A 22,622-nucleotide genomic window follows, 5' to 3' on the forward strand; every position below is an offset into this window, starting at 1 on the left:
TCACCCGGCAGCGCCACCGGGGTCGGTTCCATGCCCGGCGAGGACATCCGCGAGACGGTCCGGATGGTGCTCGGCCTGCTGACCGACCTGCCGCACCTGCCCGAGTTGCCCGCGCGTGGGCCGGGCGCCGACCTGACCGGGCGCTCGGCCGGGATGCTGGTCGACCTCTACACCGACGTACAGCCCTCCGGGTGGCGCTTCGTGGACCGCCCCGGGCGCGACCACCGCCGGGCCCGCTCGTACCTGGGCCAGGACCTGGACGCGCTGGAGGAGTTCACCCAGGGCTGGACCGGTCCGCTCAAGATCCAGGTCGCGGGCCCGTGGACGCTCGCCGCCACCATCGAACTGACCTACGGCGACAAGGCGTTGGCGGACCCGGGCGCATGCCGGGACCTGGCCGTGTCGCTCGCCGAGGGCATCCGGTTGCACGTGTCCGAGGTGGCCCGCCGGATCCCCGGCGCCGACCTGGTGCTGCAACTGGACGAGCCCGCGCTGCCCGGCGTGATCGCCGGCGACGTGCCGACCGCGAGCGGGTTCGGCCGGTTGCGCGCGGTGGACAAGGCGGTGGTCCGGGACACGCTGCGCGATGTGATCGCGGGTGCGGGCGTCCCGACGATCGTGCACTGCTGCGCCCCCGGCACGCCGATCACGCTGCTGCGTCAGGCCGGCGCGGCGGGCGTCTCGCTCGACGTCTCGCTGTTGCAGCGATCCCAGGACGAATCGATCGGCGAGGCGGTCGAGGCCGGCTTCCGGCTCTTCGCCGGGGTGGTCCCCAGCCTGGCCCCGGAGAGCGACGCGTCCGAGGTCAAGCCCGGTGTGGGGTCGCGCCCACTGTCCGACCCGCCCGGTACCGTCAGGTCTGTCGGAACGTTGTGGAACAGGCTCGGTTTCCCGCCGGAGTCCCTGGCCGAAGCCGTCGTGGTGACCCCCACGTGTGGCCTCGCCGGTGCCTCTCCGGCGCATGCCCGAGCCGCCCTGTCCCACGGCGTGGCTGCCGGCCGGGTGCTTCGGGACGACCCCGAAGGCGCCATGTAGCGACCCGCGGCGCGCCAGGTGCCGCGGCCGCGACCCATTCGAACTGGTGGCGCTGGAGGGCGACGACGTGGCTGGTGCGACGACCGGAGTGGACGAGATCCCGGCCGAGGTGCGCGAACGCGCCGCGACGCTCGCCCGCGAGCTGGAGGAGCACCGCTTCCGCTACTACGTGAAGGACGCGCCGGTCGTCAGCGACGGCGAGTTCGACGCGCTGATGCGGGAGCTGGAGGCGATCGAGGAGCGGTATCCGGCGCTGCGCACGCCGGATTCGCCGACCCAGAAGGTGGGCGGCACGTATTCGACCGACTTCACCTCGGTGGACCACCTGGAGCGCCTGCTCAGCCTCGACAACGCGATGAACGAGGAGGAGCTCGACGAGTGGGACGACCGGCTCACCAAGGAGTTGGGGACCGGGTCGTTCCACTATTTGTGCGAGCTGAAGATCGACGGGTTGGCGATCAACCTGCTGTACGAGAACGGCCGGTTGGTTCGGGCGTTGACGCGCGGAGACGGCCGGACCGGCGAGGATGTCACGCCGAACATCCGTACGATCGCCGAGATCCCGACCCGGTTGCGGGACGACGGCGGGCACGACGTACCCGAACTGGTCGAGATCCGGGGTGAGGTCTTCTTCCCGATCGAGAAGTTCGACGAGTTGAACGCGCGGCTGGTCGAGGCCGGCGAGAAGCCGTTCGCCAACCCGCGCAACGCCGCCGCCGGATCGTTGCGGCAGAAGGACCCGCGGGTCACCGCGTCCCGCCCGCTGCACATGATCGTGCACGGCATCGGTGCCCGGCGGGGCTTCGACATCGACTGCCAGTCGCACGCGTACGAGCGTCTGCACGCGTGGGGGCTGCCGACCGCGCAGCACAACAAGGTGGTCGACACGATCGACGAGGTGAAGGAGTTCGTCCGGTACTACGGCGAGCACCGCAACTCGGTCGAGCACGAGATCGACGGCATCGTGATCAAGGTCGACGAGATCCCGATCCAGGGCCGGCTCGGCGCGACCTCGAAGGCGCCTCGGTGGGCGATCGCGTTCAAGTACCCGCCGCAGGAGGTCAACACCAAGCTGCTGGACATCGAGGTGGGCGTCGGGCGGACCGGGCGGGTCACGCCGTACGCGGTGATGGAGCCGGTGACGGTGGCGGGGTCGGTGGTTGCTCGCGCGACGCTGCACAACCAGCAGGTGGTCAAGGCCAAGGGTGTGCTGATCGGCGACACGGTCGTGCTGCGCAAGGCGGGCGACGTGATCCCGGAGATCCTGGGTCCGGTGGCCGACCTGCGCGACGGCAGCGAGCGCGCGTTCGAGATGCCGGCCGCGTGCCCCGAGTGCGGGTCCGAACTGCGCGCGATGAAGGAGGGCGACATCGACCTGCGCTGTCCGAACGCGCGGTCGTGCCCCGCCCAGTTGCGCGAGCGGATCTTCTACCTCGCGGGCCGCAAGGCGTTCGACATCGAGGCACTCGGCTACGAGACCGCGGTCGCGCTGACCCACCCGGCCGCCGGTCCGTCCGTACTCGACACCGAGGCCGATCTGTTCGACCTGACGGCCGAACAACTGCGCGACGTGCAGATGTTGCGCAAGGTCAATCGCAAGGGTGCGGCCGAGGACGAGAAGGAACTCGTTCCCTACTTCTGGTCGAAGGCCACGTACGACAAGGAGGGCAACGTCAAGAAGCCCTCCGAGCCGAAGGCCAACACCGTCAAGCTGATCGAACAACTGGCGAAGGCCAGGACCCAACCGCTGTGGCGGGTGCTCACCGCGTTGTGCATCCGACACGTCAGCGACACCACCGCCCGGGCCATCACGAGCGGCTTCCACGACCTCGACCGTCTCGCGGCGGCGTCCGAGGAGGAGATCGCCGCGGTCGACGGCGTCGGCCCGATCATCGCCAAGGCGGTCACCGAGTGGTTCGCCGAGGACTGGCATCGCGAGATCATCGAGAAGTGGCGCGCGGCGGGCGTGCGGCTCGCCGAAGAGGGCGCGGACGAGGAGAAGCCGCCCGGCCCGCTTGACGGGATCGTGACGGTCGTCACCGGCACTCTCACCGGCTACACCCGGGACAGCTCCAAGGAGGCCCTGGAAGAGCGCGGCGCAAAAGTGACAGGCTCGGTCTCGAAAAAGACCGACTTCGTCGTGGTCGGCGACAACCCGGGCTCCAAATACGACAAGGCCGTGCAACTCGGGCTGCCGATCCTCGACGACGAGGGCTTTGCGGTACTCCTGAACGAGGGCGCCGAGGCGGCCCGTGCGTGGGTGGCCGAGCGCGCCGGCTGATTCCCCTCCCCCGCACCGCCGGAACGACCTACCCTGAGCGGGAGCTTGCCCACCCGGCGGGCTCGGTGCCCCACAGGCGTACCCGTCCCGGCGCCCGGGATGCCGCCCGACGAGGCCGCAGGGAGCAGGCGCATGGGTCGGATCGGCAGGACTGACCTGTCGCGACTGGCACGACCGCGGGCATTCTTCATCCACACCGGGATCGTGGCGTTACTGGGCCTGTGCGCGCTCGTCGTGCCGCCCACGCTCGCCGTGGCCGACGGTCGGTGTCCCATCCCGCTGACACCCGGCGTGTGGATCATGCTCGCGCTGGTGTCGATCGACGGCGGGTACACCGCGCTCACGCGCCGGGGGTTGTACGTCCCCGGCGCGATGCCGTCGATCGCCATCACGTTCGGCCTGTTGCTCGTGCACGGGTGGCAGATCGCGGCGCTGTGGCAGGCCGTGCCGATCCTGGTGTCCGGCCTGCTCAGACGTGATTCGTGGTGGCGGATCGGCTACACGATCGGCCACTACGTACTCTCCTTCATCGCCGCCGACCTGGTGCTGGGGTTGTTCGGCATCGACCCGGGCCCGGACGAGACACGGGCGCTGCACGTGGCGGACTTCCCCGTGGTCGCGCTCGCCGGGCTCGCGATGTCGGCGGTGTCGCAGATCTCCGGGTGGTTCGTCCGGGCCAGTTGGCGGGGCACGAGTGTGCTCGCGCTGGCCCGCGCCGAGATGCGCGCCCGGGCGGTCTCGCACGGCGCGCTGATCGGGCTGTCCCCGGTGATCGCCGTGGTCGCCGCCGAAGAGCCTTGGCTGCTCCCGCTGTTCGTGGTCCCGCTGCACACGCTGTACCAGAGCACGATGGTGCGCTTCGACCGCGAGCAGGAGTCGCGGCACGACGCGCTGACCGGACTGCCGAATCGGCGGCTGCTGTTGGAGCGCGGCGAGGAGGCACTCGGGCGGGCCGGCGGGCGCGGTGGGCGGGTCGCCCTCCTGCTGCTCGACCTGCACCGCTTCCACGAGGTCAACGACACACTCGGACACGTCGCCGGCGACCGGCTGTTACAGCAGGTCGGCGCGCGCCTGGAGACGCTGGTCCGCCCCGGCGACACGGTGGCCCGCCTCGGCGGGGACGAATTCGCCCTGTTGCTGCCGGGGTTGGACATGGGCACGGACCGACAGACCGCGCAGGAGGTGGTCCTGGGCCTCGCGCATCGCATCGTGGACCGGATCGGCGAGCCGTTCGACCTGGACGAGTTGACCCTGGACGTGGAGGCCAGCGTCGGTGTGGCGATCTTCCCCGATCACGCCTCGGACGTGCTCGGACTGCTGCAATACGCCGACGTGGCCATGTACTTGGCCAAACGCTCGCGCAGCGGCGTGGAGTTGTACGACGACTCGCGTGACGTGAACACCCGGGACAAGCTGCTGCTGCTCGGTGATCTGCGCCGGGCGTTGGACAATCACGAGGTCGAGCTGCATTACCAGCCGAAAATTCGGCTCGCGGACGGTCGGGTGGACGGCTGCGAGGCGCTCGTGCGCTGGCGCCATCCGACCCGGGGGCAGGTCTCCCCCGAGGAGTTCGTGCTTTTGGCCGAACAGACCGGGCTGATGCCCCGACTCACCCGCTACGTGGTGGACGTCGCGCTGGACCAGGTGGCGCGCTGGCATGTGGAGGGCATCGACGTCCCGGTCGCGGTGAACATCTCCGCCCGGGACATCCACGTCCCCTCCTTCGCCGACTCGGTGGCCGCCGGCCTGCGCGAACACGACGTCGCGGCGGGCGCGTTGCAGTTGGAGATCACCGAACGGGTGCTCCTCGAAGAGCCGCAACGGGCCGCCGAATCGCTGGAGGCGCTGCGCCGGTTGGGCGTGCGGCTGTCCCTGGACGACTTCGGTACGGGCTATTCCTCGCTCGTGCATCTGCGGCACATCCCGGTCAGCGAGATCAAGATCGACCGCTCGTTCGTGGCCCGGTTGACCATGAACGAGGAGGACGCCGCGATCGTCTGCTCGATCGTGCAACTGGCCCACTCCCTGGGCCTGCGCGTGGTCGCCGAGGGCGTCGAGGACGAGGCCACCTACCAACGCCTGCGCGAACTCGGCTGCGACGCGGCCCAGGGCTGGCTGATGTCCAAGGCCCTCCCCAGCGCCGAGGCCACCGCCTGGCTCCTCCGCCACGGCGCCGGCGCCCACGCGACCCCGGCGGTGCCGACGGAGATCCTCAACCACCGCCGGGCCGACGTCGGGTGAAGCCGGGCGCCGGCAGCCCCGGTGGGGGCGGGGCGGCCGGCGCTGCGGGGTGTTCGTTACGCCTCGGGTTCCGGTCGGTCGTCGAGGAAGGCGCGCAGTTCGAGTTCCGCCGCCACGGAGTCCGCGAGCCAGGTCAGCCGGGCGTCCTCGGCGGCGAGGCCGTGCCGGGCCGTGTCGCACCAGTCGTGCCGGTCGAGGAGTGCGAGGCAGGAGGCTCGGATCTGCTGCCAACGCGCCTCGAATTCGGGCCGTTCGGGCTTCTCCTTGGTCAGGTAGTGGGCGATCGTCGCGGCGAGGAAGTAGTGCCGGGCCGCCGGCTCGACGCGTTCGAGGTGTCGGACGTACGCCTCCAGCACGGGGGCGCTGTGTGGGTAGTGGCGCAGGGTCTCGCCCATGCCTTCGGAGTAGGTCATCGTGTGCAGGATCAGGGTCGCCTGGTCGAACAGTTCGGCATCGTTCCCGAAGTCCGCGACGGCTTCGTGCAGCCTGGCGATGTGTGCGACCCGGCCGGCGAAGTAGGCGTTGAGAAAGTCACCGTCGGCGGCGCGGCGCAGCAACCAGGGCCGGACGGCGGGGTGTTCGTCGGTGAGCCGACACAGGGACTCCACCACGTAGACCCGGCCCCATCCGGTGACCCGTTCGGCCAGCCAGATCAGTGCGGTCGCCCCGTCGGGCAGGCGTTCGAGGGCATGAGCCGCGAGCGGACCGAACGTGAGGGAGAGCAGTCCGATGGTCTGGATCAGCGGGATGTCGTCCGCCGTGCCGACTTCGGCGAGCAGGGCAAGCCCGATGGTGACCGGGTCGGTATCGGTCCCGTGCCGCACCAACCACCGGCCGGCCTCGCGGCCCCGGATCTCCCCGGCCCGGCGGGCGGCGGCGGCGATGTTGTCGTTGTGGTGGATGGGTATGTAGAGGCCCTGGAAGCGGTCGGCCAACAGCTTCGGCGACGCGTTCGGATCCGCGAAGTGTTCGTCGAGGATTCGGGCGACGTCGGCCCCCACGAGGGTCCGGTCTCGTGGCGCTTCAGGAGATGCTTCCCGCTGTCGCCGTTCCGCGTCGGGATACGGCTCGCCTTCATGTGGAAGGGGCTGGTCCGGCGTCTGTTGATGGAGCCGGAGCGCATGGCTGAACAGCGTGATGGGGGTGCCGGGCAGTCCAGTCCCGGACGTCTCGCTCACAGGCGGACGGAGCACTCGATTCTGGAGATCATGCGCCCGATCTTGCCACACCCGCGCGGGGAAAGAGCCTGATGATCCGTCAGGCCGTGTGCAGGGTGGTCAGCAGGGCGGACCATGCGGCGGGGGCGATGGTGAGGTGTCCGAGGGCGGGGGCCTTGCTGTCTCGGACCGGGACGGCGGCGAGGGTGGAGGCAACCTCGACACAGTTGCCACCGTTGTCGCTGCTGTGACTGCTCTTTCGCCAACGGTGAGGCGTGGGACCGGTCATGGGCTCACGGGGTCCTTTCGTGGACGATCCGGGCTCCGCCGCCCGGAAGTAGGCGGCGGAGCACGGGGGTTCATCGGGTCGCGTGCAAGGCGGTCAGCAGGACGGACCAGGCGGCGGGGGCAATGGTGAGATGGCCGAGCGCGGGGGCCTTGCTGTCGCGGACGGGGACGGCGGCGAGGGTGGTGGCAACCTCGACACAGTCACCGCCGTTGTTGGTGCTGTAACTGCTCTTCCGCCAACGGTGGGGCATTGTTGCGTTTGTGATCATGGGCTCACAGTTCCTTCAGCACGGAAGCGATCAGGTCGATTGACCGCGTGGGCGAAAGGGCCTCGGCAACCAGCAGATCGTAGACGCGCCGAGCCGCCTTCACATCCACCGGAGCTGCCAGGATCTGGCCCTGCAGAAATCCATCCACGTAGACCACGTCTGGTCCTTCATCCAGCGTAAGCGCTGTGAACGGCCCGCCAACCCCTGCGTGACCCCCCGATTCGTATGAAAGCACCTGGATCACGAAGCGAGGTTGCTCGGCCAACTCAAGCACTCGTTCGAGCTGTTCTCGCACCACGTCACGCCCGCCCCAAACACGGCGCAAGACGTTCTCGTCGAATACAGCGCGGAACTCGGGAGGCTCCTCGCGTTCGAGAGTGCGCTGGCGTTGCAAACGAGCACTGACCTGCTCATCCAGGTCGTTCAGGTCAAGACGTCCAGCCGCCAGCACAGCGCGGGCGTACCGCTCCGTCTGAAGCAACCCGGGCACGACCTGCACCTGAAACGACTTGATGATCGACGCGGCCTCTTCGAGTTCGACGAACGGCCTGAACCACGCCGGATATGCATACCGGATCACCAACGGCCACAGTCGCTGGAACCGATCGCCCGTGCCGAAGAGTTCGTCGGCCAGCTTCGAGAGGGCTTCCGTTGGCAGGCGCTTTGCCGACTCGATCTTGTTGAGCAGCGATGGGGCCATCCAGGCTCGTTTGGCCATCGCGCGTTGGGTCATCCTGAGCTTTTCGCGCTCGCGCCGGAACTCGGTCGCATAGAACGTGAGTACGGACGCCGAGGGGTCCAGTTCGGTGGCGGCGGACACAGTGCCCCCAGAAATCGTTGAAAGCGAACGAAGTCAACCCCGGCCCCTGTCGATCGTAGGCCCTGGTGATCACTCTTGGCATACAAACAACTGCATTGAGCTGTATGTCAACGAAAGGCACCTTGTCATGAACCACCCGCTCCGGAAGCCCACCGGCTCGCATCTCACCGACGCGGACACGGAATCGATCCCCGAGCCGCCCGGCAGCGGCATCACCATCGCCGTGTACCGGGTCGGCCCGGAAGGGGTCAGCGTCGTCGTACCGCCGGAACGGCACAAGCGGTCCTCGCGCGATCCGTGGCCCGTCCCGGACCCGCCGTGCACCTGCTCGGCGAACTGTCCGATGGGGTGAACTCCCCTACGCCGGGATTCCCTTCACCACAGGGCCCTTCGCCCCCCGTCCGGCCATGGGGCGGCGGCGGACCCGCGCGGATCGGGCGTCGACGGGCGACCGAGGAGGCGCGGGCGGGGTCGGGTCGCGGTGGTCGCGGCCCGGCCCCGGGCAACGACCGGCAGGTTCGCACCCTGCACGACTGCCACTTCGGGTGATTTCGCGTGAAGGCCCCCACCGGGGGCGAGAATTGTGCCGGGCCGGTCGCCGGTGCGTTCGGGCTCGTCTTCGGCTCCGAGCTGTCGTCCTTGTCCCTTGTCGGGATCGCCGTCACCTCGCTCGTGATCCCGGACCCGGGCTCCAAGGACGCGGCCGACCGGTCCGCAACGCCACACCCCCATCGGGAGCAACTGCCCGGGACCGAGCCCCATCGCGGTCCCCCGGCCGGCGAAGGGGATCACACCGCACGGCCCCATCGAAACCGAGGCCGCACGATGCCTCACCGACAACAAGGACGTTGAGACGAGATGCAGGTGATCCGAGCGGCGCGGGCCTTCGACGGCGAGCGCATCGTGAACGGGCCGGTAGCGGTGTTCGTGGCCCAGGGACGCATCGTCGGCCTGGAGCCGGCTGGGGCTCCCGTGCCGGACGGCTGGCAGGTGGTCGAGCATCCGGGGGCGACCGTGCTCCCGGGCCTGTTCGATCTGCACAGCCACCTCGGCGGGGACGGCCTGGACGGCGCACTCGACCGACTGCCCGACTACTCCCCCGACCGGCTCGACGCCGTGATCACCGACTCGCTGCGGCGGCAACTGGCCGTCGGCGTAACCGTGGTGCGCGATCTCGGCGATCGCGACTGGTCGGTGCTGCGGCGGCGCAATCGGGCCGCGGACGGCACGCCCGCGCCGAGGATTCTGGCCGCCGGGCCGCCGATCACCAGCGTCGGGGGGCATTGCTGGCGGCTCGGCGGTGAGGCGGCGGGTCCCGATGGGCTGCGTGCGGCCGTTCGGGAGCGGGCCGAGCGCGGTGCGGACGTGGTCAAGGTGATGGGCAGCGGGGGCACGATGACCCCGGGTACCGATGTGATGCGCTGTCAGTTCACCCTGGCCGAGCTGCGCCTGATCGTGGACGAGGCGCACGCCGCCGGGCTGCCGGTGACCGTGCACGCACACGGCCTGTCCGCCGTCGAACAGGCTCTCGACGCGGACGCCGACGGCATCGAGCACTTCACCTGCCTGACCGACCGGGGCGTGCGGATCTCCGACGACCTGCTGCACCGACTCGCGGTACGGCGGATCGCCGTGTGTCCCACGCTCGGAACGAACCCCGACGTGGTCCCGCCGCCGGCGGTCCGCGAGATGCTGGAGCGCATCGGGGCGACCCCGGAGGTCCGGTTCGGCCACGTGGCTCGCGCGCACCGGGCCGGGGTCCGCATCGTCTCCGGAGCCGACTCGGGGATCAGCTCGGGCAAGCCGCACGGGAACCTGCCGACGGCAATCGCCGATCTGGTCGCCGGTGGCGTCGCGGCGGCCGAGGCCATCGCCTCGGCCACCTCCGTCGCCGCCGATGCGACCGGGCTCGGCGACCGCAAGGGCCGACTCCGCGCGGGCCACGACGCCGACCTGCTGTTGTGCGCGGGCAATCCGCTCGACCGCATCGAGGCGCTCACCGCCGTCACGGCGGTCATGGTCGGCGGCGTCTGGGCCGATCTCGCCTGACGCCGCCGCGACGGCGGATCAGCTCGGCGCGTGCGTCGGGCGCGGCGGGATCGGCCCGGGTGCGATCGGCGGCCTGCGGGTGCCGCGACGTCGCCGCCATGCCAGGCCCGCGACGAGCAGCACGACGAGCGCGCCGAGCACCGAGAGGAGCCAGACCGGGATCCCGGCCACCTTCAGCAACTCGTCCCGGTAGGTGGCTCGTTGATAGCCCTTGTCGTGGGCGGCGACGAGCAGTTCGTGATCGTCGGTGATGGTGGCGGGGGTCGGGAAGTCCTGGTCGAGCGCGGTCAGGAAGGCCGGCTTGCCATCGATCGGGGCCAACCCGACCGGTATCCCGGTCGATCCACCGCTGCCGGGGCGACCTGCGTACAACACCTGCGGAGCCCTGCCGCCGATGTCCGAGCGCGGCTCCATGCGGTGCGCGGCGACCACGTACAGCCGCAAGTGTTGGGGCACCTTGGCCAGTTGGGACAGGCGCATCGGGTAGACCAGTCGATCCGAGGCGAAACTCAGGTGCAGCGGATCCAGCGCGCCGCGCAGGGTCGCCGGCCGGCCGGTGCCGCCGGCGGGCGCCTCGGGCGCGAGCCGGATCGCCACGTACTCCCAGCGCTGCCGCACGTACGGCTCCAGCGCGGTCGCGAGCGCGGCGGGCAACTGGAAGCCGTTCTGCGTGAGCCAACTCCCCAACGCCTTCGGGTCGTCGGCCGCAAGCCGCGCGACGTCGAACGGGCCCAACCGCTCGCGCCCGACCACCTCGACCCCGCCCGATCCCGGCGGGGCCGCCGCACGGGACGACCTGTCGCCCTTCGAGTCGTCGTCGAAGGGCCATTCCCCCGACCTCGGCCAGAAGTGGTGCCGAACCCGCTCGACCGGCGCCACCACCCGCTCGAACTCGCCGAACTGCGCCCCGTTCCCGAGCGTCACGCTCGCCCGCGTCGGCACCGGCATGATCCACGCCGCCTGCTCCGCGTCCCCCGACACGGTCAGCCGCATGTCGATCTCCTCGGTACGCCCGTCCCAGCGCACCACCGACGTCTCCTGCCCGACCGCCAACGTCCGCCCACCGGCCGGCACGGCCGCCCCGCACCCGCAGGCCCACGCCGGCTGCGCCACCATCAACACCTGGATCGACACCACGGCCAACAACAACCGCAGTGCCCGATCCCACCAGGCCCCCCGCACACCCACCACGTCACCACTCCCCGTCGCAACACCGAACACCGTTGCGACGCGCCGCACACCGATCCGGTTCCGCCGACGCCCAACGCGGAGCGGAAGCACCGAGCCGCATTCGACAACCTTCGGATGACCACGATCAACTTTCGTTGCTCCCGCCCCCGCGCCCCGGCCGGCATCGTCGGTGACGCCCAGACAGCCCGCACGGCGTCGAAGGCGGTGCGGGCACGCCGTGCGGGCACGCATCGGCCCCCGGGTACCACCCCCGGCCCGGGGGCCGACCCCGCCATCGGCGAGGGTGGCCCCGGTGCCCCGTCCTCACTTCCCGCCGCAGACCCGCTCCCGCGTGGCGCTGTCGACGACCGCGGGCAAGCCGCCCTCGCCCACCTGCGGACTTGCCAACGTGCCCGGCGCGGGCGGCTTCTCGTCCAGGCGGAGATACACCTCCCGGCCCCACGGGCGATCCCCGGCACGGACGTGGACGGCGCCCCCCACCTCGTACGTCCGCACCGCTTCCCGTCCCTTCACGAACACGAAGGTGACCGGCTCGTCGTCGCTGCTGCGAGGCAGCCGTACCGATTCGCCGTACTGCCGCACCATGGTGTCCTCGGCGGCGCCCAGATGGACGGTGTCCCAGGCGAAGTCCGTCACATCCCGCAGCCGCAGCACCCCATCCCGACAGATGTCCCGCTGCGCCCGCTCCCGGAAGGAACGCTCGTCCTCCTGCCGAAACACCTCCGACACCAGGGACCGAAAACTCCCCGACGCCGCGTACAACCCGCCCACCAGCACAAACGGCGTAATCAGCACCCCGATCAGGCACCCGATGAGCGGCGACTTCCAATCCGCCGACTCCCCGACCTCTTCGCCCTCGTCGTCCGCTCCGATCTCGAATTCCGCGTCGTCCAGCTCCTCAGACATCGAACGACTCCGTCTTGCCTTTGCGATCCGCGTCCCAGGTGCGACCGGGTGGTACGTAGTCGCTGTAGGTAAGTTGCCCGTCGGCCCCGACCACCACGGTCTGCCCGTTGCGCACGGCGTGTTCCACCATGTCCGCCAGTTCCTCGGTCGACTTGCCGTTCGCTTCGACGGCGACCCGTCGACCGACCTCGTTGTTGAAGAGGTCCATCGACTCGGAGGTGCGCTTGAGTGGATCCGGGTCCGCGCCCATCTCGTGCGCCGTCGTGTACCGCGCGGTCCATTCCGGCCCGAAATTCCGGACCAACAACGCATTCCAGTAGGTGTGTCGAAACGCGTCGGCATGGCCTTCGAGCTCGCCCTGGCCGGGGAATCGCTTGCGGCACTCCTCCCACGCCTGATTGCCGATCAACATGTACAGGGCCCGCTCCTCGGTGGAGAGTTCAAGCAGCATGGCTTGCTCGGATGCGGGCCGCCGGTCGTTGAGATGGGGAATCCGACTCTCAATCGGGTTGGGCGCGAAATCGACCAACTCCTGGTCACCGACCTGGTATTGCGTGGCTATCTCGTTCAGCGGCACCCGCATGGTGCGTTCGAGCGCGTAGTCGGCCTCGACGGCCTTGGCTCGCGCCTCCGCGAGCAGCCGATTGAACTCCTGGGCCAGACCCGCGCGTTGTGCCATGTCGGCATCGGTCAGCCGGCCCGTCGGGCCGCAGTCGTAGGACTGCGGGATGAGCAGTTCCGGCCGCATGGCCGACTGCTCGACCAGGACGGGGTCCATCCCCAACTGCGCGGCGATCTCCAGACAACGACCGGCGGTCGCCTGGGCGGTGGCAAGCGCGTCGGCATAGCCGTACAGGGCCTGCACGATGACCCCGACGCGATCGGAGAGCTCGGTCAACCGGGCCCGCCGAACGCCCAGTTCGGCCCGGAGGCCCTCGGCGGCGGTGCCCTTCCAGGTGGCCGACGTCTGTTCCACGACTCGGCCCAGGGTCTCGTTGGCGCGGCCGGCGCCCATGCAGTTGAGCAGGAGGTTGCCGGCGGCGGTGCGCACGGACATCGGGTCGCCGGGGACCAGGGCCCGGACGTCGCTCACCGGTCCTCGAACATCGCGGCGATCCGGGATCGCGCGGGCGCGGGCGGGACCGCGAACGAATCCTTGTTCCGGATCTCCGTGGAGGTGTACTGCGCCGCGTTCGCCCCCAGCCCGCGGCGAGCGCCCTCGACCTGTTCGGCCACGGTCGCGTATGCCTTCGCCACGTACTCGAAGGCTCGCTCGGTGGTGGCGGCGGAGGTGGCCGAGTACGTGTCGGGATGCGGCATTCGCACCACCAGGTCGCTGCTCGACCGTAACGCCCCCGCTGCTTCGCCCAGTTGCGCCCCGGCCTGGGTCAACTGCTCGGCGTCGACCTCGAAAGCTTGGGACATTCTTTCCTCCCCCGTGGTTGGTTCACCAGTCGGGAGAAAAGCTAGCGGGCCGGCCCCGCGGCCGGGAAGGACGGCTGCGGGACGGACGGCGGCCCTCCGCCTACGCCGTCCCGTCGATCGTCGCCGAGCCGATGACGCGCGTGCCGTCGTACAGGACCACCGCCTGTCCCCGGGCGATGCCTCGGATCGGCTCGGCCAGGCGCACGCGGACCTCGTCGCCGACCGCCTCCGCGATGGCGGGCGTCTCCTCGCCGTGGGCGCGGACCTGGGCCGTGCAGGTCACCTCGCCCACCGGGGCCGGGCCGCACCAGCGGGGGCGGATGCCGACCAGGCGGTCCACGTCGAGGGCCTCGACCGGGCCGACCGTGACGGTGTTGTGGACCGGCGAGATGTCCAGCACGTAGCGCGGCTTGCCGTCGGCCGCGGGGCGGCCGATGCGCAGGCCCTTGCGCTGGCCGATCGTGTAGGCGTAGGCGCCGTCGTGTTCGCCGAGCTTGGTGCCGGTCGCGTCCACGATGTCGCCGCGCTCGGTGCCCAGGTGCTTGGCCAGGAAGCCCTGGGTGTCGCCGTCGGCGATGAAGCAGATGTCGTGGCTGTCCGGCTTCTTCGCCACCGCGAGGTCGCGCCGCTCGGCTTCCAGCCGCACATCGCCCTTGGTGTCGCCGCCCAGCGGGAACATCGCGTGCGCGAGTTGGTCGGTGTCGAGCACGCCCAGCACGTACGACTGGTCCTTGCCCATGTCGATCGAGCGATGCAGCTCACGCGAGCCGTCCGGGTGCTCGACGATCTGCGCGTAGTGCCCGGTGCACACCGCGTCGAAGCCGAGCCCGAGCGCCTTGTCCAGCAGCGCCGCGAACTTGATCTTCTCGTTGCAGCGCAGGCACGGATTCGGCGTGCGCCCGGCCTTGTACTCGGCCACGAAGTCGTCCATGACGTCCTCGCGGAAACGCTCGGCCATGTCCCACACGTAGAACGGGATGCCGATCATGTCCGCGGCCCGCCGCGCGTCCCGGGAATCCTCGATCGTGCAACAGCCCCGGGCCCCCTCGCGCAGCGTCGCGGGTTTCGCCGAGAGCGCGAGGTGGACACCGACCACGTCGTGTCCGGCCTCGACCGCTCGCGCGGCGGCAACGGCGGAGTCGACTCCGCCGGACATGGCGGCGAGCACCCGCAGGCGGCCGTTGGCAGGAGGAAGCATGTGATCAGACATAGCGCCTCAAGAGTACGTGGTCGCACCGCCGACCCCCGAGGGGATTACCCGACCGGGCCCGAGAGCCCGGGCCCTACCGCCGCGCCGCCACCGAACCCGCCGATCGGGCCCGGGTGACCACCGGCAGGATCGCCTCCCCCAGTTCCGCGACCTCGGCCTCGGTGGTGGTGTGCCCCAGGCTGAACCGCAGCGACCCGCGCGCCCTGGCGCTGTCCGCCCCCATCGCGAGCAGCACGTGACTCGGCTGGGCGACGCCCGCCGAGCAGGCCGAGCCGGTCGAGCACTCGATCCCGCGCGCGTCGAGCAACAACAGCAGCGAGTCGCCCTCACAGCCCGGGAAGGAGAAGTGCGCGTTGCCCGGCAACCGGTACGCCGGGTCGAGCCGCCGATCCCCGTTGAGCTGCGCGTCCGGCACCGCCGCCATGATCCGCCGCACCAACTCGTCGCGCAGCGCGCCCACTCGCCGCGCGTACTGTGCCTGTTCGCGCACCGACTCCTCGGCCGCCACCGCCAATGCGGCGATCGCCGCGGTGTCCAGCGTGCCCGAGCGCACGTCGCGCTCCTGGCCGCCGCCGTGCAGCACCGGCACCGGCGTGATGCCGCGCCCGAGCACGAGCGCGCCGCAGTTGCCCGGGCCGCCCAGCTTGTGCCCGGTGACGGTCATCGCGTCCAGGCCGGTCGCCGAGAAGTCGACCGGAATCTGGCCGACCGCCTGCACCGCGTCGGAGTGGAACGGGATGCCGAACTCGTGCGCGATCTCGACCAGCTCGGCGATCGGTTCGACCGTGCCGACCTCGTTGTTGGCCCACATCACCGTCACCAGCGCCACCGACGCCGGATCACGCTCGATCGCCGCCCGCAGGGTGTCCGGTTGCACCCGGCCGTCGGCGTCCACGTCCAGCCACTCGACCACCGCGCCCTCGGCCGACTCCAGCCACAACACGGGGTCGAGCACGGCGTGGTGCTCGACCGGACTGACGAGTATCCGCCGTCGCGCCGGGTCCGCCGCCACACGGGACCAGTAGATCCCCTTGACCGCGAGGTTGTCGGCCTCGGTGCCGCCTGCGGTGAAGACGATCTCGCTGGGTCGCGCGCCCAGCGCATGGGCCAGCGACTCGCGGGACTCCTCCACCGTGCGGCGCGCGCGTCGGCCGGAGGCGTGCAGCGAGGACGGGTTGCCGAGTCGGGCGAGCTGTACGGTCATCGCCCGGATTGCCGAAAGGCGCATCGGGGTGGTCGCCGCGTGATCGAAGTAGGCCATCGCACTGCGAAGCTTAGTCGGGTACGCGTGGGCGCCGGCGCGGGCGGCCGTACACCCGTCCGTAACGGGGCCCTCCGGGCAGGAATCGGCCGAGCCACAAGCACCGGGACACCGGCATCGCGGGCGCGTACGCGACGAGTCGCCGACGCGGGCGCTCGTCCTTCGGATCCGGTCGTCTCGGCCGGTGGTCGTAGGTCGACGGCTGCCGGCTCTCCCACACATCCTGGTGCAACGCGTGTCGAGCCGAATCGGGCCCGGTCCACCCCTGTGAGTGGTGGCACCGCGCCTGCCGGTGAAGCGGTGAAGTCGCCCGTACCGGGTCGAGCCGAACTCCTGCGGGCCCGCGGCCACCCCGAGCGTGCGGCGCGCCCGCCGTCGGCTCGCCGGCCCTCGACCCACTGCTCGACCTACTCCTCGACGCTGGTGCCCGAGTTCCGGCGCCACGCGCGCGGCGCCCGCCACCCGCGCCGGAGCGCGAGTACCCGGAGCAGGAACGCGAAGGTCACCGCCGCCGTCGCGGTCACCGGCCCGAACAGGTCGAACTCGATCAGCGCGGCGGTGATGCCCGCGCCGAGCAGCGCCGGGAAGGTGTAGATCTCCTTGTCCCAGCGCAGCAGCGTGGGCACTTCGCGCGCCAGCACGTCGCGCATCGCGCCGCCGCCGACGGCGGTGGTCACCCCGAGCGCGGCGGCCGGAATGGGATTCAGGCCGTACGCGTACGCCTTCGCGGTGCCGGTCACGCAGAACAGGCCGAGCCCGGCCGCGTCCAGCACGTCGATCGCGGACATGATGCGTTCGACCTGGGGGTGCAGGAAGAAGACCAGGCCGGCGGCGAGCAGCGGGGTGGTGAAGTAACCGAGATCGGTGAAGGCCGCCGGAGGCACCGACCCGATGATCACATCGCGGATCACCCCACCGCCGAGGGCGGTGACCTCGGCGAGCAGGGCGATCCCGATGACGTCGAAGTTCTTCCGGACGGCCATCAGGGCGCCGGCCGCCGCGAACACGAAGATGCCGAGCAGGTCCAGGACCTGCTGAAGCGTGTGGTGAAAGATCTCGGGCGGCACCTCGGGCGACATAACGGATGTTCTACACCGCCGGGTACGGCCCGCTACTCATGGGGCCGGTGAGGGCGGTGTGTCCTTCCCGTCGGACTCGACGGCACCCTCCGCCGCAGGCTCCCCACCGGCCTCGACGGCCGCGACGGCCTCGGGCGCCGACTCCGCCACGGGCGTGTCCGTCGCGGACGCGTCCTCCGCAGGCGCGGCCTCGGCAGCCACTTCCTTGGCAGGTGCGGCCACCTCAGGCGCGTCCGCCACCGGCGCCGCCGGCTTCACCAACTCGACGACCTCGCCCCCGCCGCCCACCCCCGCCGGCATGTTCTCCGGGAAGTGGCAGGCCACCTGGTGCCGCCCGACGATCTCGGCCAGCGGCGGCTCCTGCGTCTTGCAGATGTCCTGCACCTTCCAGCACCGGGTGTGGAAGCGGCAGGCCGGCGGCGGGTCCATCGGGCTGGGCACGTCGCCCTTGAGCAGAATGCGCTCGCGGGTCTCGCGCCGGGCCGGATCCGGCACCGGGACGGCCGACATCAGCGCGACGGTGTACGGGTGCTTGGGCGAGGAGTAGAGATCCTCCCGGTCCGCGATCTCGACGATCTTGCCGAGATACATCACCGCGACCCGGTCGCTGGTGTGCCGAACCACCGACAGGTCGTGCGCGATGATCAGGTAGGTCAGCCCGAACTCGCTCTGCAGGTCGTCCAACAGGTTGACCACCTGCGCCTGGATCGACACGTCCAGCGCGGACACCGGTTCGTCGGCGACCACAAGTTTGGGCCGCAGCGCCAACGCCCGGGCGATGCCGATCCGCTGCCGCTGCCCACCGGAGAATTCGTGCGGGTAGCGGTTGTAGTGCTCGGGGCTGAGCCCGACCAGCTCCAACAACTCCTGCACGGCCTTCTTGATGCCGCCCTCGGGGGTCACCTTCTGGAGCCGGAACGGCAGCCCGACGATGGTGCCGACCGTGTGCCGGGGGTTCAGCGAGGACTGCGGGTCCTGGAAGATCATCTGGAAGTCGCGCCGCAGCGGCCGCAATTGCCCTCGGGAAAGCCCGGTGAGGTCGCGCCCGCCGAACTCGATGGTGCCTTCGGTGGGTTCGAGCAGCCGCATCACCATCCGCCCGGTGGTCGACTTGCCGCAGCCGGACTCGCCCACCAGACCCAGCGTCTCGCCCTCACGGATGTCGAAGTCGAGCCCGTCCACGGCCTTGACCGCTCCGGCCCGGCGCCGAGTCATCCCGGCCCGGATCGGAAAGTGCTTGCGCAGCCCACGCACCCGCACCAGCACGTCCCGCTCCCGCGCGTCCGACTCCGGCGCGTCCAAAGAATCGGCGGCCTGCGCAGCTTTCACGTCGTCTCCCGCTCGGGCGCCCTCGGTCACTTCAGCGTTCCCGTTCCCTTTGCTTTTCGCCGTCTCGCTCACAGGCGCGGCCTGATGTCCTCGGTCCAGATCCGCTCGCGCTCCTGGACGTCCAGGTGGCACGCGGTCCGGTGGCCCGGCTCGATCTCGACCAACTGCGGGACCTCGGTCTTCTCCCGCCCGTCGTTGTGGTCCGCGTACGGGCAACGGGTGCGGAACGCACAGCCCGAGGGCAGCGAGATCAGACTCGGCGGGCTGCCCTTGATCGGCATCAGCCGTTCCTGGCGATCCCGGTCGAGCCGGGTCAACGAGCCCAACAGGCCCCAGGTGTACGGGTGTCGGGGCTGCTCGAACAGGGTCCGCGAGGGGCCGTGCTCGACCGCCCGACCGGCATACATCACCAGTACGTCGTCGGCGAGCTCGGCGACCACGCCCAGGTCGTGCGTGATCATCATCACTGCGGAGTTGAACTCCCGTTGCAGGTCCCGGATCAGGTCCAGGATCTGGGCCTGCACGGTGACGTCCAGCGCGGTGGTCGGCTCGTCCGCGATCAACAGTTCCGGGTCGCAGCTCAGCGCCATCGCGATCATCGCCCGCTGGCGCATGCCGCCGGAGAACTGGTGCGGGTAGTCGTCCACGCGCCGGTCCGGACGCGGGATGCCGACCCGGCCGAGCAGGTCGATCGCATGCGACCGGGCCTGCTTGTTGGAGACCTCGTTGTGCACCTGGTAGGCCTCGATGATCTGGTGGCCCACCGTGTAGAACGGGTGCATCGAGGACATCGGGTCCTGGAAGATCATCGCCATCCGCCGGCCGCGCATCAGCCGGACCTGCTCGGGAGTCGAGCGCACCAACTCCTGGCCGTCCAGCCAGATTTCGCCGCCGATCCGGGCACTGGTGTTGCCGTGCAGGCCCATGATCGCCAGCGAGGTGACGCTCTTGCCGGAGCCGGATTCACCGACGATGCCCAGCGTGCGCCCGCGGCGGAGCGCGAAGTCCACCCCGTCGACACTGCGCACCAGGCCGTCGTCGGTGGGGAAGTGCACGGTCAGGCCGCGCACTTCGAGGAAATTGTCCTTCTCCGGCGGCGGACCGGCCGGGGCGAGCTTGGGTGTTTCGGCCGCGGTTTCCCGCTTGCGGCGCGGTAGCAGTCGGGGCATCAGGTCCTCACCCGGGGATCGACGACCGCGTAGAGCAGGTCCACGACGAGGTTGGCCAGGATCACGAAGATGGCGGCGATCATCGTCACGCCGAGCACTTCGGGCAGATCCTGTTGCGTGATCGCCTCGACGGCGAACTTGCCGATTCCGTCGAGCGAATAGACCTGTTCGGTCAGGATGGCGCCGCCCAGGAGCAGGCCGACGTCCATGCCGAAGATGGTCAGGATCGGCGTGAGCGCCGCGCGCAGGCCGTGTTTGACGATGACGTCCCGTTCGCGCAGGCCCTTGGCCCGGGCGGTGCGGATGTAGTCCTCGCTCATCGTTTCGAGCATGCCGGCGCGGGTGAGTCGGGCGTACAGCGCCGCGTACAGGAACGCCAGGGTCAGCCAGGGCAACACCAGGTTCCAGGCCCAGCTACCGGGATTGTCGAAGAACGGCACGTAGTGCACGCCCTTGAAGATCGGCCATTGATAACTGAACAACGCCAGTGCCACCAGGCCGGTGAAGAACGGTGGCAGGGACACGCCCGCGAGCGCGAAGCCCATCGAGAAGCGGTCCAGGAGGCTGCCGCGTTTGAGCGCCGAGATCACCCCGATCGAGACGCCCGCGAGCAGCCAGAGCACCGCGGCGCCTGCGGCCAGCGACAAGGTGACCGGGATCCGGTCCTGGAGTCGCGGCCACACCTCCAGGTTGTTGCGGAAGGAGAAGCCGAGGCAGGGCGGCGCGCAGTGCACCTTGCGCACGCCGGTGTCGTAGTCCTTGCCGGCGACCATGCCCTTGACGAACTTGCCGTACTGCTCGGGCACCGACTTGTCCAGCCCGAGGCTGTGCTTGACCTGCGAAATGGCCGCCGGGCTGGGTGACTTGCCGACGTACCGCGCGGCGAGTTGGTCGCTTGTGGCGCCTCCCAGACGCGGTATGAGGAAGAAGATGGCGAAGACCGCCATGGTGACGATCAACAGGAGCACCACCGCTCCCGCCAGTCGCCTGAGCAGATAGAAAATCATGAGCCGGCGACCCGGTCCGGTGCGGGGAGCGGGATCACCACTCCCCGCACCGGAACTGACGGGCCTTCACCTCTCCTTCGGGCTACTGACCTCGTCGCAGGCTTACTGGATACCGATGTTGAGGTAGTCGTACATCCCGGAGTACGCGGGAGTGACGACCAGGTTGGTCACGTTCGGCGGGCGGTAGAGCAGCGACTTGGTCCAGGCGAACGGGACCATCACCGCCGACTCCATCACCTTCTGGTCCAACTGCTGCCAGATGGCCGCGCTCGCGTTCGGGTCGATCGTGCGGGTGGCCTGGTCGATCAGACCGTTGACCGCCGGGTCGTTCAGCTCGGACAGGTTCGTGCCACCGGCGGGCTTGATCGCCCGACCGTCCACGATCTGCTGGAAGAAGCCGAACTGGGTGGGGAAGTCGGGGCCCCACTGCATGAACATGATGCCGACCTTGTTGTCCGCCACCCACTTGGGCACACCGGCGAACTGGGTGAAGTAGTCACCCGAGGGGTACTGACGGATCTCGATCTTGATGCCGACCTTTTCGAGCGCGTTCTGCACCGACGTGGCGCCCGCGACCTCCTTGGGCCGGTTGCTGCGCGCGGTGAGGATGGTGCTGAAGCCGTCCGGCTTGCCGCACTGCTTGAGCTCGTCCTTGGCCTTGGCCACGTCACCGGTGTGCTTTTCGCCGTTGGGGTACATGTCGGCGACCTTGGAACCGGCCAGCGTCGGCGGCATCAGGTTCGTCGCGATGTCGGCGCCGACCTCACCGCCGACCGCGCGCTGCATCTGCGCCTTGTTCACCGCGTACTGCACGGCGCGCCGGCAGTGCACGTTGTCGAACGGCGGGGTCTTCGAGCTGATCGCGAGGTACGCGAGCGCTCCGGAGACCGCGTCGTCCGAGTTCCCGGCCAGCTTCTCGTCGGTCAGGATCTTGTTCTGGGCGGCGGCCTGGACCCCGGTGCCGACCACGTCGAGCTGCGCCGTGCCGGCGAAGAGCCGGTTGTCGACGTCGTTCGCGTCCTGCTTCTCCAGGAGTTCGATCCGGTCCGGCAGCGCCTTGCGCAGCGGGTCGGTGCTCGGGTCCCAGTGCGGGTTGCGGACCAGGTTGACCGCCTTGCCGGGCTCGTACTGGCCGTCGACCATGTACGCGCCGGTGGCGAGGGGGTGCTTGACGTACTCCTTGCCGGTGTCCTTGGCGGGCGGGACCGGCGCGGTCTGCGGGAGCGCGGCGAGGTAGTTGAAGTCCGCGAACGGTTCCTTCATCTTGAAGACGATGGTGTAGTCGTCCGGCGTCTCGATCGCCTTCAGGCCCAGCTTGTCCGGCGCGGAGTCCTTGTACGGGCCCTTGTAGGTGCTGTCCGGGTCGAGGTACTGGGCGAAGTAGCCCGGGCCGTTGGGCAGGATCTCCTTGTCGAAGGTCCGCTCGACCGCGTACTTGACGTCCGAGGCCTTGACCTCGGTGCCGTCCTCGTACTTGACGCCCTTGCGCAGGTGGTACGTCCAGGTCTTGCCGCCGTCGTCGGTCTTGCCCACGTCGGTGGCCAGGTCCGGCGCGAACTCGTAGCTCGCGTTGCCCGGTGCGGGCTTGAACGTCAGCAGCGGACGGGCCATCAGCCGGGAGAAGTTCCAGGCCGAGGCGTAGTACATGTCGCCCGGGTCGAGCGAGTCGAACTTGTCCGAGCTGACCAGCTTGAGCGTCCCGCCCTTCTTGGACGACTGGTTGACGACCTCGGTGATGGCCTTGTTGCTCGGCGAGTACTTCTTCTTCGAGCCGCCGCTGCCACCGCCACACGCGGTTGCGGTCAGCGCGGTGACCGCAACGATGCCGATCAGCGCCTGGGCCCTGCGCCTGCGAGTTACCGGGTGTTTCATCGCTGGTCGTGCCTCCTCGTGGGGACTTGCGGG

The 22,622-nt window shown here is 70.0% G+C and carries 20 protein-coding genes; 5 read left to right on the forward strand and 15 right to left on the reverse strand.

What is annotated here, in order from left to right:
* The first annotated feature begins 30 nt into the window (after positions 1–30).
* The 3 genes from ACFXMF_RS06170 to ACFXMF_RS06180 all read left to right on the forward strand — a co-directional run bounded on the left by ACFXMF_RS06170 (position 31) and on the right by ACFXMF_RS06180 (position 5,557).
* The gene (locus ACFXMF_RS06170; RefSeq protein ID WP_360317362.1) at positions 31–1,035 is read left to right on the forward strand and encodes a methionine synthase; all 1,005 of its coding nucleotides are present in this window, start codon (positions 31–33) and stop codon (positions 1,033–1,035) included.
* Complete coding sequence (gene ligA / locus ACFXMF_RS06175; RefSeq protein ID WP_379988379.1) at positions 962–3,316, forward strand: NAD-dependent DNA ligase LigA; 2,355 nt, start codon at positions 962–964, stop codon at positions 3,314–3,316. Before ACFXMF_RS06170 ends, ligA begins: the two co-directional genes overlap by 74 nt.
* 204 nt (positions 3,317–3,520) lie before the next feature.
* Positions 3,521–5,557 (forward strand): bifunctional diguanylate cyclase/phosphodiesterase, encoded by a 2,037-nt coding sequence (locus tag ACFXMF_RS06180; protein ID WP_360317345.1) that lies wholly within the window; start codon positions 3,521–3,523, stop codon positions 5,555–5,557.
* 56 nt (positions 5,558–5,613) lie between these two features.
* Here the strand turns inward: ACFXMF_RS06180 and ACFXMF_RS06185 are convergent, their stop codons facing one another.
* The 4 genes from ACFXMF_RS06185 to ACFXMF_RS06200 form a co-directional block, all read right to left on the reverse strand.
* A complete protein-coding gene (locus ACFXMF_RS06185; RefSeq protein WP_379988377.1) occupies positions 5,614–6,558 on the reverse strand; it encodes a hypothetical protein in 945 nt (314 codons plus the stop codon).
* Between the two features lie 256 nt (positions 6,559–6,814).
* Entirely contained in the window at positions 6,815–7,003 is a 189-nt protein-coding gene (locus tag ACFXMF_RS06190) for a DUF397 domain-containing protein (RefSeq protein ID WP_379988376.1), read from the reverse strand.
* Positions 7,004–7,073: 70 nt separating this feature from the next.
* Positions 7,074–7,271: a DUF397 domain-containing protein gene (locus ACFXMF_RS06195; RefSeq protein WP_360317336.1), complete on the reverse strand. Its 198-nt coding sequence runs from the start codon at positions 7,269–7,271 to the stop codon at positions 7,074–7,076.
* A 4-nt stretch (positions 7,272–7,275) separates the two neighbouring features.
* A complete protein-coding gene (locus ACFXMF_RS06200; protein ID WP_360317333.1) occupies positions 7,276–8,091 on the reverse strand; it encodes a Scr1 family TA system antitoxin-like transcriptional regulator in 816 nt (271 codons plus the stop codon).
* 127 nt (positions 8,092–8,218) lie between these two features.
* Here ACFXMF_RS06200 and ACFXMF_RS06205 point away from each other — a divergent pair, with 127 nt between their 5' ends.
* Both ACFXMF_RS06205 and ACFXMF_RS06210 read left to right on the forward strand, forming a co-directional pair.
* A complete protein-coding gene (locus tag ACFXMF_RS06205; RefSeq protein ID WP_379988374.1) occupies positions 8,219–8,443 on the forward strand; it encodes a hypothetical protein in 225 nt (74 codons plus the stop codon).
* Between the two features lie 506 nt (positions 8,444–8,949).
* On the forward strand, positions 8,950–10,140 hold the full coding sequence (locus tag ACFXMF_RS06210) for an amidohydrolase family protein (protein WP_379988373.1): 1,191 nt from the start codon (positions 8,950–8,952) through the stop codon (positions 10,138–10,140).
* A gap of 18 nt (positions 10,141–10,158) precedes the next feature.
* Here ACFXMF_RS06210 and ACFXMF_RS06215 read toward each other — a convergent pair whose 3' ends face one another.
* The 11 genes from ACFXMF_RS06215 to ACFXMF_RS06265 form a co-directional block, all read right to left on the reverse strand.
* Positions 10,159–11,331: a DUF2330 domain-containing protein gene (locus ACFXMF_RS06215; protein ID WP_379988372.1), complete on the reverse strand. Its 1,173-nt coding sequence runs from the start codon at positions 11,329–11,331 to the stop codon at positions 10,159–10,161.
* 303 nt (positions 11,332–11,634) lie between these two features.
* Positions 11,635–12,237 carry a hypothetical protein gene (locus ACFXMF_RS06220; RefSeq protein ID WP_379988371.1) on the reverse strand — a complete coding sequence of 201 codons (603 nt, stop codon included), beginning with the start codon at positions 12,235–12,237 and terminating at the stop codon, positions 11,635–11,637.
* The gene (locus tag ACFXMF_RS06225) at positions 12,230–13,330 is read right to left on the reverse strand and encodes a DUF6973 domain-containing protein (RefSeq protein WP_360317319.1); all 1,101 of its coding nucleotides are present in this window, start codon (positions 13,328–13,330) and stop codon (positions 12,230–12,232) included. Before ACFXMF_RS06225 ends, ACFXMF_RS06220 begins: the two co-directional genes overlap by 8 nt.
* Positions 13,327–13,662, reverse strand: a complete 336-nt coding sequence (locus tag ACFXMF_RS06230) for a hypothetical protein (RefSeq protein ID WP_360317316.1) — start codon at positions 13,660–13,662, stop codon at positions 13,327–13,329. The genes ACFXMF_RS06225 and ACFXMF_RS06230 overlap by 4 nt, the downstream gene beginning before the upstream one ends.
* Before the next feature lie 100 nt (positions 13,663–13,762).
* Positions 13,763–14,860 carry a tRNA 2-thiouridine(34) synthase MnmA gene (gene mnmA / locus ACFXMF_RS06235; protein ID WP_360317313.1) on the reverse strand — a complete coding sequence of 366 codons (1,098 nt, stop codon included), beginning with the start codon at positions 14,858–14,860 and terminating at the stop codon, positions 13,763–13,765.
* A gap of 85 nt (positions 14,861–14,945) precedes the next feature.
* On the reverse strand, positions 14,946–16,133 hold the full coding sequence (locus ACFXMF_RS06240) for a cysteine desulfurase family protein (protein WP_360317310.1): 1,188 nt from the start codon (positions 16,131–16,133) through the stop codon (positions 14,946–14,948).
* Between the two features lie 407 nt (positions 16,134–16,540).
* Positions 16,541–17,212, reverse strand: coding sequence for a trimeric intracellular cation channel family protein (locus ACFXMF_RS06245; protein WP_360317307.1), 672 nt, complete (start codon positions 17,210–17,212; stop codon positions 16,541–16,543).
* A gap of 36 nt (positions 17,213–17,248) precedes the next feature.
* The gene (locus ACFXMF_RS06250) at positions 17,249–18,541 is read right to left on the reverse strand and encodes an ABC transporter ATP-binding protein (RefSeq protein ID WP_379988369.1); all 1,293 of its coding nucleotides are present in this window, start codon (positions 18,539–18,541) and stop codon (positions 17,249–17,251) included.
* A gap of 68 nt (positions 18,542–18,609) precedes the next feature.
* The gene (locus ACFXMF_RS06255; RefSeq protein WP_379988368.1) at positions 18,610–19,710 is read right to left on the reverse strand and encodes an ABC transporter ATP-binding protein; all 1,101 of its coding nucleotides are present in this window, start codon (positions 19,708–19,710) and stop codon (positions 18,610–18,612) included.
* Positions 19,710–20,717 carry an ABC transporter permease gene (locus tag ACFXMF_RS06260; protein WP_360317300.1) on the reverse strand — a complete coding sequence of 336 codons (1,008 nt, stop codon included), beginning with the start codon at positions 20,715–20,717 and terminating at the stop codon, positions 19,710–19,712. The genes ACFXMF_RS06255 and ACFXMF_RS06260 overlap by 1 nt, the downstream gene beginning before the upstream one ends.
* A 102-nt stretch (positions 20,718–20,819) precedes the next feature.
* Positions 20,820–22,589: an ABC transporter substrate-binding protein gene (locus ACFXMF_RS06265; RefSeq protein WP_360317298.1), complete on the reverse strand. Its 1,770-nt coding sequence runs from the start codon at positions 22,587–22,589 to the stop codon at positions 20,820–20,822.
* Positions 22,590–22,622 lie beyond the last annotated feature (33 nt).

Origin of the sequence: Embleya sp. NPDC059213 (assembly GCF_042754445.1) — a bacterium.
GTDB lineage: Bacteria > Actinomycetota > Actinomycetes > Streptomycetales > Streptomycetaceae > Embleya.